Source organism: Neobacillus sp. BF23-41 (assembly GCF_041106275.1).
Window position 1 is genome coordinate 1 of record NZ_JBGBPR010000014.1, and the last position, 15,727, is coordinate 15,727.

Annotated in this window: 13 protein-coding genes; 4 read left to right on the forward strand and 9 right to left on the reverse strand. The window is 39.9% G+C overall.

Features of this window, described 5'->3' with window-relative positions; genetic code table 11:
• From AB7942_RS19735 to AB7942_RS19750, 4 genes are all read right to left on the reverse strand, one after another.
• A partial coding sequence (locus AB7942_RS19735) for an HTH domain-containing protein (RefSeq protein ID WP_369448186.1) occupies positions 1-227 on the reverse strand: 227 nt, incomplete at its 3' end.
• A gap of 191 nt (positions 228-418) precedes the next feature.
• The gene (locus AB7942_RS19740) at positions 419-1,681 is read right to left on the reverse strand and encodes a sensor histidine kinase (RefSeq protein ID WP_369448187.1); all 1,263 of its coding nucleotides are present in this window, start codon (positions 1,679-1,681) and stop codon (positions 419-421) included.
• Positions 1,682-1,690: 9 nt separating this feature from the next.
• Positions 1,691-2,362, reverse strand: coding sequence for a response regulator transcription factor (locus AB7942_RS19745; RefSeq protein ID WP_088086808.1), 672 nt, complete (start codon positions 2,360-2,362; stop codon positions 1,691-1,693).
• A gap of 128 nt (positions 2,363-2,490) precedes the next feature.
• Positions 2,491-3,456, reverse strand: a complete 966-nt coding sequence (locus AB7942_RS19750) for an efflux RND transporter periplasmic adaptor subunit (RefSeq protein WP_369448188.1) — start codon at positions 3,454-3,456, stop codon at positions 2,491-2,493.
• A gap of 279 nt (positions 3,457-3,735) precedes the next feature.
• On the opposite strand from AB7942_RS19750, the gene AB7942_RS19755 reads away from it, so the two are divergent.
• Positions 3,736-5,217 carry a TerD family protein gene (locus AB7942_RS19755; RefSeq protein ID WP_369448189.1) on the forward strand — a complete coding sequence of 494 codons (1,482 nt, stop codon included), beginning with the start codon at positions 3,736-3,738 and terminating at the stop codon, positions 5,215-5,217.
• Positions 5,218-5,261: 44 nt separating this feature from the next.
• On the opposite strand, the gene selB is transcribed toward AB7942_RS19755, so the two are convergent.
• A complete protein-coding gene (selB, locus tag AB7942_RS19760; protein WP_369448190.1) occupies positions 5,262-7,145 on the reverse strand; it encodes a selenocysteine-specific translation elongation factor in 1,884 nt (627 codons plus the stop codon).
• Positions 7,146-7,593: 448 nt separating this feature from the next.
• Here selB and AB7942_RS19765 point away from each other — a divergent pair, with 448 nt between their 5' ends.
• From AB7942_RS19765 to AB7942_RS19775, 3 genes are all read left to right on the forward strand, one after another.
• The gene (locus tag AB7942_RS19765) at positions 7,594-8,040 is read left to right on the forward strand and encodes a DUF6897 domain-containing protein (RefSeq protein ID WP_088086804.1); all 447 of its coding nucleotides are present in this window, start codon (positions 7,594-7,596) and stop codon (positions 8,038-8,040) included.
• Positions 8,041-8,239: 199 nt separating this feature from the next.
• Positions 8,240-9,895 carry an FAD-binding dehydrogenase gene (locus AB7942_RS19770; RefSeq protein ID WP_369448191.1) on the forward strand — a complete coding sequence of 552 codons (1,656 nt, stop codon included), beginning with the start codon at positions 8,240-8,242 and terminating at the stop codon, positions 9,893-9,895.
• Positions 9,896-9,929: 34 nt separating this feature from the next.
• Positions 9,930-10,247 carry a putative quinol monooxygenase gene (locus AB7942_RS19775; RefSeq protein WP_369448192.1) on the forward strand — a complete coding sequence of 106 codons (318 nt, stop codon included), beginning with the start codon at positions 9,930-9,932 and terminating at the stop codon, positions 10,245-10,247.
• A 106-nt stretch (positions 10,248-10,353) separates the two neighbouring features.
• Here AB7942_RS19775 and AB7942_RS19780 read toward each other — a convergent pair whose 3' ends face one another.
• The 4 genes from AB7942_RS19780 to AB7942_RS19795 all read right to left on the reverse strand — a co-directional run bounded on the left by AB7942_RS19780 (position 10,354) and on the right by AB7942_RS19795 (position 15,716).
• Positions 10,354-13,491, reverse strand: a complete 3,138-nt coding sequence (locus AB7942_RS19780; protein WP_369448193.1) for an SbcC/MukB-like Walker B domain-containing protein — start codon at positions 13,489-13,491, stop codon at positions 10,354-10,356.
• Complete coding sequence (locus tag AB7942_RS19785) at positions 13,488-14,633, reverse strand: exonuclease SbcCD subunit D (RefSeq protein ID WP_088086800.1); 1,146 nt, start codon at positions 14,631-14,633, stop codon at positions 13,488-13,490. The genes AB7942_RS19780 and AB7942_RS19785 overlap by 4 nt, the downstream gene beginning before the upstream one ends.
• A 199-nt stretch (positions 14,634-14,832) precedes the next feature.
• Entirely contained in the window at positions 14,833-15,033 is a 201-nt protein-coding gene (locus AB7942_RS19790; protein ID WP_007083969.1) for a cold-shock protein, read from the reverse strand.
• Between the two features lie 329 nt (positions 15,034-15,362).
• Positions 15,363-15,716 (reverse strand): ArsR/SmtB family transcription factor, encoded by a 354-nt coding sequence (locus AB7942_RS19795; protein WP_088086799.1) that lies wholly within the window; start codon positions 15,714-15,716, stop codon positions 15,363-15,365.
• Positions 15,717-15,727: the final 11 nt, after the last annotated feature.

Consider the following 15,727-nt stretch of genomic DNA (forward strand, 5'->3'; position numbering starts at 1 on the left):
GCACGCCATCTCTTGCCTGATGCTCTAACTCTGTCAATTCCAATAACGTCTATATCAAATCCACATTCCTCAAATATCTGCCTAGGTAATTTCCCCTTATCATTTTCTACAATAAAAATACGCTTAAATTCATCGGTGTAAGTAATCCCCTTTGGACTAACTGACTTAACAAAAGTGTTATTTGAAAGTAACTTAACTTCTTTTTCTGTAAATACTTTTTTACTCATTTCTAGCTATTCCCCAATCCCCATTTTTTCTTAATTATACAAAAAAGTACCCGATAGGTAGACTTTTTTATAAGTGTCTACACTATCGGGTACATTTTATAAGTAGCCAGATTTTTTATTTTTTAATCTGTCTACCTATTGGGGAGCATATCACTTCATTCGTGTGCTTTTTGTTTATAAAAAAACTAAATTCAATTTTTTTGGGTTTTTGGAAAAGTAATTTCAATTGTTGTCCCTTTACCAAGGGTGCTTTGTACCTTTGCTTTTCCATGATGTTTCTCAATAATCCATTTGGCAATCGACAGGCCCAATCCTGTTCCCTCGGCAGCAGTTCTAGCTTTATCGCTTTGATAGAAGCGGTCAAAGATTTTAGGGATATCCATTTCAGGAATACCAATTCCGTTATCTTTTACTTTAAGGAAAATAGACGAATGAGTATGTCCGCACGAAAGCAGGATCTCTCCTCCTTCAATCGTATTTTTCATCGCATTGTCCAGTAGTATGACAATAAGTTGATGAATTCTCGCTTTATCACCAAAAAAGGTAACAGGTTCAGCTGCTTCTAACCGAAGTGATTTTTCTTGATACATAACAATTTCTTCGTATTGTTGATGGATTTCTTTTAAAAGTTCATTTAGATGGAACGTTTCCTTTTTCACTTCTATTTGGTCAGAGTCCGATCTCGCCAGTGTCAATAAGTTGGTGACTAATTTGGAAAGTCGCCTAGATTCATTTGAAATCGTTGATACATCAAGAATTTTGTCCTGTATCGTTGCAGCGGGAGACCGAAATAGTAAATCCGTTTTTGCTTGGATGACGGCTAATGGGGTTCTTAACTCATGCGAAGCATCGGAAACAAACTCTGTCTGCTTTTGCCAAGCCTTTTTAATCGGGACAAGTGCCTTTCCCGCTAAAAAATAACCAGACGCAACTGCACAAATGATTCCAACTCCCATTCCAATCAGCATTATCAACAATAGTCTTTCGAGTAATTTTTGTTCAGAGTTTACATTACGGATGAATTGAACAGTGATTTTTCCTAATTGAGGATGATCCACTTCGAAAGCAATATACCTAAACGAAAAATCTTCTACATCAACATCCTTAAGGGTATTTAATGTTTTGGGGCGAATCAGCTTCTCATTATCTTGAAAAATTTCAGAATCACGGTTTTGATCCGACATGAGCTGATTATTTTCATCCCAGATTAGGGTTAATATCCGGGGATCTCTCCTTATAAATCTTGGAATTGGCCCCCCATCGTCCCCACGAATTTCGCCTGGTCCCCCCGGCTGCTTTTGAAAATGTTCAATCGATTCATGGAGCGATTGGTTTACATCTCTATATAATTTATTCTCTGTGTAAAAATAAATAACGCTTCCGAGTGCGCTGATAAGTACAATAAAGACTAATGAATTTAAAAATGTCAGCTTAATAAGTGTTTGCCGAAACATGAGATGCCCCTATTCTTCGTTCAACATATAGCCTACGCCACGAATGGTTTTAATATCGGTATGATAGCCTGATGGTTCTAATTTTTTACGGAGGTGGTGCATGAATACCTCAACTATAGCGATTGTTGTATCCGAATCAAAGCCCCATACACGGTCATAGATTTGCTCTTTCGTTAGGATGGCGCCTTTATTCTGAATCAGAAATTCTAATAACTCATATTGCTTGGCCGTGAGTTTTAACTGCTCATCATCGACGACAATATCTCTTTCCTTCCCTAACAATTCAATGCCGCGAAATTGAATGGTTTGATTGGTTGTTAAGCTGCCACTTCTTCTTAATAAGGCACGGATTCTGGCTTTCAATTCTGCTGCTTGAAATGGTTTAACTAAATAATCATCTCCCCCGCTATCTAAGCCTTTGACACGATCTTCGAGGGAATCCCTTGCAGTAAGGAATAGGACAGGAATCTTTAATCCTTCCTTTCGAATCGTACGTAAAACTTCGAACCCATCAATCTCAGGAATCATGACATCTAATACAATAACATCATGGATATTCTGCATCGCTAAAAATAAGGCATCCTCACCATTGGATGCTTGATCCACTTCAAACTCATCTGATAAAAGCTGAACAATCGATTCCAATAAAGGAAGATTATCCTCCACAACTAATAAGCGCATAGTCGATCTCTCCTAAGTTTGTATCTAAAAATAATTATATAGCAAATAAAGCAATCGTAACAAAGGACATGTCCGCTGTTTACCTTTCATTTAAAAGAGATGTTTGGGAAGCTAAAATTACCTCCTGCTTAGTTTCCACCCCTACCGCCAAATTGTCCTTGACCTCCAAAGTTCCGGTTCATTCCGCCCACGTTTCCGATTCCACCAAAAACACTGCTTTGGGAATTACTACTTGAATTATTTGACGAGCTCGCTTTTGCTAATTGAGGTAATTTTACTGTTTCTCCTTCCGATACTCCTTTTGTTATTTCCACATAATCTTCATTTGCTATGCCCGTTTGAACTATATTTTCCTCTGTTCCTGAGGTGTCACTATCTGTACTCTTCGAATTGACTATGACATATTTCTTCTTGTTTGATGTGTATACAGCATCAAGTGGAACATAAAGGGCATTAACTTTACTTTCTGTTAAGATTCTTGCTTCCGCACTCATCCCGACTTTAAGCTGATCTGGTTTGTCAATATGAATGGTAACATCGAAAGTGGAGACTCCGTTCGATGATGTTCCGTCTTCAGAAATGGCAGATACTTTACCAGTAAATACTTGATCAGGAAATGCATTAATGGTTAGGTCAACTGGCTGGTTCTTTTTAATTTTGGATATATCAAGCTCATCAATTTGGACCACGGTTTGTAATTGCTTATAGTTTGTTACATGGGCAACAACTTGTCCATTTGTTACTGGCTCTCCTGCGGAAACTGCGAATGTCGTAAGAACACCAGTGGCGGGAGCTGTTATAGGGTCACTTCCATCCGAAAAAGTAATTAATTCATCTCCTTTGGTTACGTTCTCCCCCACAGCTGCAAGTACTTCATCAACTTCATTATTATTAAACGTTGATTTAATATCTTCACTCGTTACCGCTTGAACTGTCCCCGAACCACTAATGTTGACGTTTAACGTCCCTTTTTGAACAACCGCTGTTCTGACTTGAGCTGACACCGTTTGTGTACCTAACTTTAATGAATCCCATCGATAACCAACGAAACCAACAACGAGTACACTGCCTACAATAATTATCCATTTTTTCATCTATACTTGCTCCTTTTCCCTCCTGAATTCCTCCCAGGAAGCCAAATAATCTAATCTACACCCATTATTATGTTTATTTCTTAACTTTTCCTTAATTGAGAGTAAGATTGACCAGCATGCTTTTTTATGGCTTTATATATTTTTGAAACTTTTTCACTCTTGTCTCGTACATAAAGTAGGGTATAAACAATGAAGATACTTATCTGTTATGAAATTTTTCCCTTTTTCAAAAATACATTTATAATGTACATATGAAATTAATCAAGAGGAGTGAAAAAAGTGGGTGTTACACTAAGCAAGGGGCAAAAAGTAGATTTAACAAAATCTCACCCTGGACTGCAAAACGTCGTTGTCGGCTTGGGTTGGAACATTAGTCAACAAGGGTCCAATTTTGATTTAGATGCTTCTGCATTTTTATTAGGGCAAACTGGAAAAGTGAACAGTGACCAGGATTTTGTGTTTTATAATAATCCGGCAGGTGGAAATGGCTCCATTATCTATAGCGGTGACAATCGAACTGGTGCAGGAGCCCAGGATGATGAGCAGATCAGGATTGATTTAAACAAGGTTCCTTCCCAAATTCATCGGATTGCTTTTACAATTACGATCCATGATGCGCAAGCGAAACGGCAAAATTTCGGACAAATTTCTGATTCTTATGTGCGTATTTTTAATGAGCAAACAAATGAAGAATTATTGAGATTTAACCTTGGACGGGATTTCACGGTTGAAACAGCAATTGTGGCAGCGGAGCTCTACCGTCATAACGGTGAATGGAAGTTTAATGCAATTGCCAGTGGCTTCCAAGGAGGATTAGCTGCTTTATGTGGTAACTTTGGTATTACCGTTGACGCCCCACCTGCAAGTGTGCAAACACCGCCGCCGTCTCAGCCAACAAGTTACCAATCAAGTCCTAATTCATATCAACAGAGTAATCCATACCAACCAAGCCAAACAAATCCTAATTCTTTTCAACAAAGTAATTCATATCAACCAAACCAATCAAGCTCAAATTCGTATCAGCAGCCCATTCATCTTCAGCCAGAATCATCTTATCAGCAGCAGCCTGCCTACGGATATCCGACACAGTCCTATCCTGCTTCAGCAAATTCTCACCAATCGTATGGTGGAGATGATATCATTTGTCCACGCTGCCATTCCTCAAATGTTCGGACAGGAAAGAAAGGGTTCGGTCTTGGTAAAGCAGCAATAGGGGGGTTAATCCTTGGTCCTGTCGGTTTACTGGGTGGTTTTATTGGAAAAAATCAACTAAAGTTCTCATGTAATAGCTGTAGCAACAACTGGTCCCCTTCGCAAACAGATTACGCGGAGTGGGCAAACAATCAAAAGAAAAAAGCACAAGAACTTTTTAATCGATATAAAAGCCAGGATGTACTCGAAGCGGTGGTCGCAGCCTGTGCATTAGTGGCGATGGCAGACGGATACTTGGATGCTTCTGAACGCCAGAAAATGACTGAGTTCGTCCATCAAAGTGAAGAATTACGAGTGTTTGATACAAATAAGGTCCTCCAAAAATTCAATATGTTTGTTTCTAGAATAGAAAATGATCGGATGCTTGGTCGTGCCGAGGCATTTCGTGCCCTTGGAAAAATCAGAACTAAGCCAGAAATTGCTCGTCTTGTCGCTCGTTATTGCATCGCCATTGGCTATGCAGATGGAAATTTTGACAACAATGAAAAACAAATGGTTAGCGATATCTGTCGTGAACTCGGCCTAAACCCTGCAGAGTTTCTATCTTAAAAAGAAAAAAGCCTCTTTCCCATCAAAGGATCGAGGCTTTTTGGCTATTTTTTCCAAACTCGCTTATTTTCCACTCGCTTTGTAAATCCTAATGCATCTAATTTTTCTAAAAACGGAATCATGTATTTTCGTGACAGTTCAAGAACATCTTTTGCATCCCCGACCTCAAATTCAGAACCTGTATGGCTGCGCAGTTTATCCACGGCTTGTTTAAATACTTCCCCATGATAAGCAAACTGTACATCCAATTGGATAAGTAGTTCTTCCTCTTCAAGAAAGCGTCGTAAATCAGCTTCAAGATTGTCAGGAATACCGGCATCAGCAAAATATTCCTTTAGGTTACGAACCTTTAATCCGTCCCTCTGCAATCCATTAATTAGATTTTCAGTCCGCTTCGCCCAGTTTTTTGGTACATGTGGTACAAAACTTGCCAACGAAACAAACTGTCCTTTTCTGTGAAAAATATGATTTGTCATTCCATTTTCCAAAACATAATCTAGCAGTGATTTAGGAAATCTTTTTTGCATTGTTTGCAATAGCTCTGCTTTATTGATCCCAATCTTCATCGAATGAAGTTGATGATAATCCTGCAATCTATCAAAGATATCTTCCTCTATCGAATCGATCAACTGCTGGAGTGTATACTCTTTTCCATCATATAAAACAAATTCTGCTTCCGATAAGTGCTCAATTAAGGTAGATTCATCTAGGGAAGTTCGTTTGATCAACTCATGTAGGGGTAAACTTTTCGCTTCCATTAAAGCAGCAGAAATTCGCTCGTTCGGTGTGCCGACTTTTTTCTTTTCAAGATCCTCGATGGTTTGATTGCCGAACCGGTATTTATCTCCGCGTGGGTCAATCACCCAACCCCCGCCAATCGTCTCTTGCGGGCTTGGCCTGCGTAGAATAAAGCGGTCACCTCGTTTTGTAAGAATTTCATCCTCAAGCCTCAGTTGGCAAAGGATTTCACCATTTTCTTCCTTGATTTCATTGCGGTCAAAAAAGACAATCCGCCCCATTACCTCAGCTGTTCCAAGATGAAGCTTAATGGGCATCCGTTGTTTAACCATATGCTCTAGGTCCTCAACCACACGAATAGCAACATCCAAAGTCTTCGTAACAAGGAAATGTTCAGACGATACAAGCACATCTCCCCGTTCTACCTCTTCCTTTGCAACACTTGAAAGGTTAATCGCCGTCCGTTGTCCAGCAAAGGCCTTCTCGGCCGGATTATGATGTACTTGAATCTGCCGCGCTCTTACCTCAATACCTTTTGGCATAATCTTAAGTGTTTGTCCCTCTTCGACCGTTCCTTCATAAACAGTACCTCGAACTACAGTCCCCTGACCCTTAACCGTGAATACTTGATCAATCGGCAGACGGAAGGCCCCTTTTGCATCTCGCATTTCTTGTTCTTTTAACATTTTGATGATTAATTCTTTAATTTCTTCGATCCCTTTTTTGGAAAGACTGTCTACTAAAACGAACGGTGCTTCCTCAAAGACGGTCCCAGAAAGTTCCTCCAAAATATCATCTTTCACTAGCTCGATAAATTCTTCTTCTACCCGGTCAATTTTTGAAATAGCGATTAAACCATTTTTAACTCCTAAAAATTTCAAAATATCCAAGTGCTCCCTCGTTTGCGGCATAACACCTTCGTCTGCTGCAACGACAAGTACTACTAGATCTATCCCGGCTACACCAGCTATCATCTGCCTGATAAAACGCTCATGTCCTGGAACATCTATTACAGAAATTTGAATTTCATTATCTTCATATAAAGGTGCAAATCCGAGTTCAATTGAAATTTGACGTTCCTTTTCTTCTTTTAAACGATCTGTATCTACATTAGTTAACGCTCTCGTTAACGACGTTTTCCCATGATCTATATGCCCTGCCATACCTATCGTAAAATACCTTTTTTCCAAATTTGCCACCTACTTTATCGTTCTTCCAGTCTACTCTAGCCTAGCCTTTATAGCTCTATTGTTCAAGAGTAGATTTTGCAACATCTACTCTTATCTTTCAATCAAAAAATTTAAAGGAACTAAGGAGTTTCCTTGAAAAAAACTCACTAAAATAACAAAATAATCATTCTGGTCAAATTTAGTTTCTACTAACATCATCCGTGCTTTTTCACCTCCTGCTCTTCCAATCCCCTAAATAATAATAATAATAATAATAATAATAATAATAATAATATTGACGTGTGCATTTGCACACGTCGTTTTTTTCGTTTAAAAAGGGATCATTTTAATTACCTCTTTTTCTCTTAAGTTATAAATAAACAGGCTAATTTATTAGGACAACATCATTCCGTGATACATATAGATGCAGTATAGATATAATTAATTATTTTAAGGGGGAAAATTTTTTATGAATAAAGACATCATGAAATGTTTTATAGGTAAAGTAATCAGAATTGATCGAGGTGGACCAGAATCCAGAATTGGGAAGTTACTGGATGTAAGTGACAATCTTATCGTCCTTCTCACGGAAGAAGATGGGGTCGTTTACTACAATACATCTCATATTAAAAGTTTTACAGATAATATGAAAGAGCAGATGGCATTCAACATTAAAGTTCCAAAAGATTTCAAGTTTAAAAAAGCTGCTAATTTCCAAGACCTTCTTGACACATTGAAATTAAAATGGATAAAAATTAATCGTGGCGGTCCTGAGAAGTTAGAGGGAGTACTCTGTGAGGTAAATAAAGATTTTGTGTTTTTGATCAATAATGGGGAAATTGTGCGCCTTTCTATGTCCCACATTAAAAGTATTAGTTATGGAGTAAAAATTGAAAAGGCAAAATCAAAAAAATAAAAGTCGCGGCATTAATAATGATAAGAAAAGGATGAACCAGATGAATAATTTCCTCATCCTCTTCTTTTGATCTCTCAATTCGTCAATGGATTCTACCTCCAAAATCCTATGTAAGTTATGTTATACTGAATTATATTGATTTTTCAGAAAATAAAACAACACAATAGATAAGTACTTTTAATTAACCGGGGGGATTCATTTGAAATTTGACGTGATCGTGGTTGGTGCAGGTTTAGCTGGTTTAGTGGCTACGGCTGAACTGGCTGAAGCTGGAACAAAAGTGCTGCTATTAGACCAAGAACCCGAAGCGTCTATCGGTGGACAGGCTTGGTGGTCATTTGGAGGTCTATTTCTCATCGATTCACCCGAACAAAGAAGAATGGGCATCAAGGATTCACGGGAACTTGCCTGGCAGGACTGGTTAGGGGCAGCAGGGTTTGATAGAGAAGAAGATGAGGATTATTGGGGGAAAAAGTGGGCCGAGGCCTATGTTGACTTCGCCGCAGGTGAGAAACGTGAATGGCTGTCAGGGATGGGCGTTCGTTTTTTCCCTGTTGTCGGCTGGGCAGAGCGTGGCGGATATACAGCGGAAGGCCATGGCAATTCAGTGCCCCGCTTTCATATTGTATGGGGAACCGGTCCAGGTCTCGTTAAGCCGTTTGAGGATAGAGTCAGACAGGCAATGGAAAAAGGTCTTGTCGATTATCGCCCCCGCCATCGTGTGAATGAATTATTAAAAGAAAATGGTGCCATCATCGGAGTCCGGGGTGAATTACTAGTTCCAAGTATTGCTGCCCGCGGTGAAGCAAGCTCTCGCGAGGTAATTGGAGATTTTGAGTTTCATTCATCCGCCGTAGTGGTGACAAGCGGCGGTATTGGTGGAAACCATGCGTTAATTAGAAAAAATTGGCCGGGACGGCTCGGTAAGGCTCCTCAAAATATGATTTCCGGAGTACCGGAACATGTGGACGGTAGAATGCTTGGAATAACGGAGAAAGCCGGCGGACGTATCGTCAATCGCGACCGGATGTGGCACTATACAGAAGGAATTAAGAACTGGGACCCCGTTTGGCCGATGCATGGTATCCGGATCCTCCCTGGTCCATCCTCGATTTGGCTCGATGCAAAGGGACAGCGTTTTCCTGCGCCAAACTTTCCAGGATTTGATACCTTGGGGACCCTTGAAGCGATTATGAAGTCCGGCTACGATTACTCCTGGTTCATACTAACACAGAAAATTATTGAAAAGGAGTTTGCCTTATCAGGGTCCGAGCAAAATCCTGATCTGACTGGAAAAAGTATTAAAAAAGTATTAGCCCGTATTCTTCCTGGACCCACTGCACCGGTGAAAGCCTTCATGGATAAGGGAGAGGATTTTGTTATTGCGAATACCCTACCTGAACTTGTTGCTGGGATGAACAAACTTACAGGTGATAACTTACTTAATTTCGCCGAAATCCAACGGCAGGTTCTAGCTAGAGACCGGGAGATAGAAAATAAATTTACAAAGGACCTTCAAATTACCGCTTTGCGTGGGGCTCGAAATTATCTTGGAGATAAACTGATAAGAGTGGCATCCCCGCATCGAATTCTCGATCCAAAGATGGGCCCATTAATCGCTGTCCGGTTAAACATTGTTAGTCGGAAAACGCTGGGCGGTCTGCAGACAGATTTATCCGGCAGAGTCCTCGATTCATCAGGAAATCCTGTTCCAGGTCTATACGCAGCTGGAGAGGTTTCAGGGTTTGGCGGAGGTGGAATTCACGGCTATCGCTCGTTGGAAGGAACATTCGTCGGCGGCTGTTTGTTTACAGGAAGACAGGCTGGACGTGCAATTGCTAAAGAATTATCATAGTTATGATGAGAATTTTATTAAAGGAGGTGAAAATATGTCATCATTAGTTTTTATGGCACTTTATCGTCCAAAACCAGGAAATGCAGAGGAATTGAAAGAAGTTCTTAAAGTACATATCCCAACATTAAGAGAAGAAAATTTAATTACAAACAGGGATTTACTAACTCTTCAAGCAGAGGATGGGACGATTATCGAGATCGCTGAATGGGTGTCAACGGAGGCAATTGAAAAAGCACACCAATCGGCTGCTGTCATGGCCGTTTGGGATAAAATTGGTTCCTTAGCAGAATTAATTAGCCTTTCAACACTTGCTGAAGCTCAAGAACGGTTTCCTAATTTTAAGCCTTTATGAGTAATGGATATTTTTAAAGTCCGTAGAAAAACACAAAAAGCAGTGTAATTTCAAGCCATTGAAATCACACTGCTTTTCGGTTTGGCCATGGGAGGCTACCAATGCATTAATTAGTAAACCTAAATTCCGTCCTGCTGCCCGTCTGGTCTGCCATGACCTCTAGTCTGACATCAATTCGTTCTTTTAGTTCTGGAACGTGCGAGATAATTCCAACCAAGCGGCCGCTGCTCTGAATATCCATTAAGGCTTCAATTGCCTGATCCAGGGACTCAGGATCCAGCGTACCAAAGCCTTCATCGATGAACATCGTTTCTAGCGATACCCCGCCGGCATAATTTTGAACTACATCTGCCAGTCCTAGTGCCAGAGATAATGAAGCTTTAAAGCTTTCCCCACCCGATAATGTTTTGACATGCCGTTCCTGGCCCGTATACTGGTCAAACACGAGCAATTCCAAACCGCTTTGCGTATTACCTTTGGATCGATCGGTTTTTCTCAGCAATTGAAAACGGCCAGAGGTCATTTTTCGTAAGCGGCCGTTGGCTTCTCGTAAAATATCATCAAGAAAAGCCGCCAGCACATACCGTTCAAATGTAATTCGGAAGTTATTTTGACCCTCAGCAATTTCATAAAGATGACCAATTAACTTGTACCGTTCTTCTAGAACCTTCATCTGTTCATTCAAGTTTTCCACCCGGCTGTAAATTTCTTCGTTGTCCCGTTTTTTTACAAATAAATTTGTGCTTTGATGATTAAGTGCCTCGATTTCGCTAGTAATTTTCACTAACTCTTGCTTTAATCCCTCAACATCAGGTGTTTTCACGTCGATTAACAGTTCAGTAAGTTCTTTCAAACGGTCAGAAACCGAGCGTAATTCTTCACGGTAGCTGCGGATTTCTGCTTCAAGGCTGCGAATCTCTCCTTCTGTCCGTTTGGAAGCAGCATACATACCGTATTTTTCAAAGCCCTGCTCTGAAAGTTTGTTAATAAAGATTTCCCTTTCCGTTTCGAGCTCTTTGTGTTTACTTGCATGGTGTTTCTCTGCATCTAGTAATCTTGCCGTTTCATTGGAAAGTTTTTCTTTCACTGCCTGGAAGCGCTGCTGTGCTTCTTCGAGCTGTTTAATTAGTATTTCTTGGCGGTTCCGGGATACAGAGACAGCCTTTTCGTATTCCGCTTCCGAGCGAAGATTTTCGGGAATGACTTTCATCATCCGTGAAAGATTGGTCTTCTTTTCGGTGAATTGCACCGTTAACTCATTCATTTGAGCAGAAACATGATGAATGGTGTTTTGTACATTAGTTTTTTCAGTTTCTTTGTTTTCTATTTCCAACCTAACCTTTTCAAGCTGTTTAATCTGTTCAGCAAGCTTTCCTTGAATCTGAACAAGCTGGTTCCTTGCAGTGACACCCTCAATTTTTGTATGAGGTAAATCAGATTCTGTAAAATCTGGCCGATACGTACGTATTTCTTGCAATATTTCATTTACAGCTGCCCTTTGTGCTGCCTCAACTGACTGACTTTGGTAAAAAGCAGCTTCATCTGCTGACTTTTCTTTTTCCCATTTTGCAGATTGAGCCTTAGCTGCCTTCATTTCCTCTTCAGTAGGAATACTGTCATCGTGTTGGATTGCTGGTGAAGGATGATGCTCCGAACCGCAAACAGGACAGCCTTGACCTGATTGAAGCCCTGCTGCTAATATCGCTGCCTGCCCTTGCATCCATTTTCTCTCTAAATTTTCAACCATTGCTCTCGCATCAGCAAATCTAGCCGTCGTATTTTCATAACGGGCGGTGATCGCCTTTAGATTTTGTTCAGCCTTTTGATGTTTTCCGAGCAGAGTTTCATATTTTTCATAACGGTCAAGTTCAGCCTTTATTTTTTCAATTCTTCCCTCATTTTCTAAATAAGTCAGCTTTCCTTTTTCAATTTCTTCCTTCTGCCGATTAAGGAATCCTATTTGTCCTCCTAGTTGTTCAAGAAGTTGTTCGGACTGCATATGCTTTTCTTTCGCAGTTTTTAGTTCAGTATCCTTGTTTTGCGTTTCTTTAAGCAATGCGGCAAACGAATAGACATCCTCTTTCATATTTACTAATCGATTCACCTCATCAAGGGCCGTCTGGCGCTCCCCCTCTCGTTCAAGCTCCCGTTGCAGCTGTTGCTCATGCTGTTTTAAAAGTCCTTCCAATTTTTCCATTTCCATTTGAATCGACTTCAAATTTCCCTCGAGTTGATCAACTTCGCGTTTTAAACGGTGGCACAGTTCCTCCTGCTTTGCTAAAAGGGCAGCCTTTTGTGCAAGTTGAACCTGCTTTTCTTTTTCAATAAATACTTCTTCTTGAGAAACTAGGCTGTCCTTTTGCCCCTTTAATTCCTCTTTCATTTGCAGTTGTTTTAAGATCGCTTCTGCTTCAAAAAGCTGCCCCTTAAGTTTGTCCTGTTCCTGTACCTTTCCTTTTAATTGGTGGTTCAGTTGTTCCAACGCTACACCCATGCCGGCAATTTCTGCTTGTAAAAGCGGCATAATGATCGTGTCATTTACAGAATCGGCATCCAGATACCCAAGAAGCTCTTCATTTGTTACCGAATGAATGCGTCGAATTGCTTCATTTCTTGATTGTATCTGGTCTTCAACAGTCCTTTTTAACTCCGTTGCTTCTTCCTTTAACTTATCTTCTACCATTTTATATAACTGGGTATGGAACAGGCGCTGCAGAATCACTTCTTTATCCTTACTATCTGAGGTGAGGAGTTTACGGAATTCGCCCTGCGGAATCATTAATATTTGCCGGAATTGATTCGCATCAATAAGCATAATTTCCTTAATCTTTTCCTCAACATCATTGATTTTAGAAGCCAGCAGCTTCTTCTCGCCATTTTCTGTCCACATATATAACTCAGCTTTGGCACCTATTTGTGTATAGCCATCACCTTTTTCTTTCTTCTTCAACTGCTGCGGTGACCTTGTAATTGAATACGCTTTGTTACGAAGGGAAAAATCTAGTGAAACTTCGGTTAATACCTCATCTTTGGCAAACTGGCTGCGAAGTTCGGGACCATTACGGTCTTCTCCACTCGCTTTTCCATAAATCGCATAACTAATTGCATCAAAAATGGTTGTTTTCCCGGAACCGGTTTTACCAGAAATGACAAACATCGTACGATTGCCCAGGGCAGTAAAGTCGATTTCTTCACTTCCTGCATAAGGGCCGAAAGCTTGTATCGTCAGTTTTAAAGGTTTCATTTCAATCCCTCTTCCCTAAGCACTTTTTCAATTACATCAGTCATTGCCTCTTTTTTATCCATTGAAAATTCAGAGGTTGTCATTTCTGAGTAAAATTGTTCAAACAACTCAAGCTCCGACTTTTTTTCACTTCGAATTGAAGTGAAAGATTGTTTCTTCTTTAAATCGGTAATATCCAGTTTTCTTTCAAGATGGAGGACGTTCGGATACACTTGACGTAACTTATTAATCGGATCGATTAAGGCTCCTTCATCAAGGAGAGTGATTTTTAAATAATCATGGACGGTTTCTTTTTCATAAAAATAAGGATCAAGTAATTCTTCAAGATGTCCTTCTAGTTCACGCATATCATGTTTAGGTTTAAGCGACCGATAACGTTGTGTAAAGTTACCCTTTTCATCCATTTCAATAATGGAGATCGACTTTCTTTGTTTTGCTTCGGAGAAGGAATATTTTAAGAGGGAACCAGAATATTTCACTTTGTGATGGTTAATTGCCTCTGGACTGTGTAAGTGACCCAGTGCGGTATAGGAAAACGGTTCGAACAATTCGGCGCCAACACAACCTGAGCCGCCTACGGATAAGACTCGTTCAGAATCAGAAGTTTGTCCACCTAAAACAAAGGCATGTCCAACCAAAACATTGGGCTCGTTTGGATTAAGGTGTTCCTCCATTTTTCCTATCAGTGCTTTCATCGCTTCTTGGTGGGAGTGGATCGAATCATCCTGGAGAAGTTGACGGACCATCCCGGGCTCTGCATAAGGAACTAGATAGAAGTTTACTCCATTGATTTGCACAGGAGTGAAGCTTGTTGATAATTTTCCAGAAAGATAAAATTGGCTGTGCTTATACCATGAACTGCCAAAGGAAAGTCTCTCTGCACTATCGTGGTTCCCAGCAATGGCGACAACCGGTGTTTTCAATTCGACATTTATTTTAAAAAGCATTTCATCAAGTAATTCCACGGCATCGGTTGGCGGTACCGAGCGATCATATAAGTCTCCTGCGATGACAACGGCATCGGGCTTTTCTTCAGCAACAATGGCCACAAATTGCTCTAGTACTTCGCGTTGATTCTCTGTCATATAGACCCCATGGACTAATTTTCCTAAATGCCAATCAGCTGTATGGATAAATTTCATCTGCTCACCCCAATTTTTTAATCTGCATCTTTTCCAATAATACTATTATAACAAAATACTTTCAGATATGAGCTTGGAAATGCTAGCAGATTACTGGAACAACGGGTATTTTATACTAGAGGTTATTTAAAGGGAATCTATAAAAATGCAAAAAACAGCCCGGAACTAAAGTACCGGGCTGTTATAGTAGATTACAATATTATTTTTTAGTTACGTTAGCAGCTTGTGGTCCACGAGCTCCTTCAACTACTTCGAAAGATACTTCTTGACCTTCTTCTAAAGTTTTGAAACCTTCTGTTTGGATTGCAGAATAATGAACGAATACGTCGTTACCGTCTTCAGCTTCGATGAATCCAAAACCTTTTTCTGAGTTAAACCATTTTACTTTACCGTTTTTCATGAAAAAAAATCCTCCTATTGGCTTATACACTTAAGCCATGTGTAAATTCACCAAATTACAACGTGATAGCTTTACCTTCATTTCCTCATCCAAACATCGGTTAAAACTTTGAACAAGCTTGTAATATAAATCTAATCTCGTGCAACGGCTGATTAAATTTTAGCATTCTAATAGCCTAAATGTCAATAAAGGACAAAGCAAGATAAACCTACATACTTCTACATTTCTCCCTTATTTTCTGCGGTAATTTCGAGTCAAATCGACATCTCTTCAAAAGGGACTTTTCCATTCAAATGGAAAGATTATAAGAAAAAAATTACCGAAGAAAATTAATTCTTCGGTATTGCTGGCTCTTCCTCATCTTCTTTAAACTTGTCTAGTATTGTGATCGTATCAACGAGATGATTGTTAAATATTTGCCTTGCAACGGCTAACAATTCGATGATCATCGGGTCCTTTAAAGTGTAGATAACTTTGTTGCCCTCTTTCGTTCCAGACACAATATTTTTTGCTCTTAGAATAGTTAACTGCTGTGAAACTGCTGACCCTTCACTGCCAACAAGGGTTTGAATTTCATTTACATTCTTATCCCCTTCGGCAAGAAGTTCTAAAATGCGGATTCTCAAAGGATGCGCTAATGCTTTGAAAAATTCCGCCTTAAATTGTTGCATTTCAAGATTCAAATTGTCCACTC

Bases quoted from the DNA above. Each gene is read 5' to 3' on its own strand.
- AB7942_RS19785 (WP_088086800.1), bottom strand. From the start codon at position 14,633: ATGAAATTTATCCATACAGCTGATTGGCATTTAGGAAAATTAGTCCAT.
- AB7942_RS19780 (WP_369448193.1), bottom strand. From the start codon at position 13,491: ATGAAACCTTTAAAACTGACGATACAAGCTTTCGGCCCTTATGCAGGA.
- AB7942_RS19765 (WP_088086804.1), top strand. From the start codon at position 7,594: ATGAATAAAGACATCATGAAATGTTTTATAGGTAAAGTAATCAGAATT.
- AB7942_RS19750 (WP_369448188.1), bottom strand. From the start codon at position 3,456: ATGAAAAAATGGATAATTATTGTAGGCAGTGTACTCGTTGTTGGTTTC.
- AB7942_RS19790 (WP_007083969.1), bottom strand. From the start codon at position 15,033: ATGAAAAACGGTAAAGTAAAATGGTTTAACTCAGAAAAAGGTTTTGGA.
- AB7942_RS19740 (WP_369448187.1), bottom strand. From the start codon at position 1,681: ATGTTTCGGCAAACACTTATTAAGCTGACATTTTTAAATTCATTAGTC.
- AB7942_RS19775 (WP_369448192.1), top strand. From the start codon at position 9,930: ATGTCATCATTAGTTTTTATGGCACTTTATCGTCCAAAACCAGGAAAT.
- AB7942_RS19745 (WP_088086808.1), bottom strand. From the start codon at position 2,362: ATGCGCTTATTAGTTGTGGAGGATAATCTTCCTTTATTGGAATCGATT.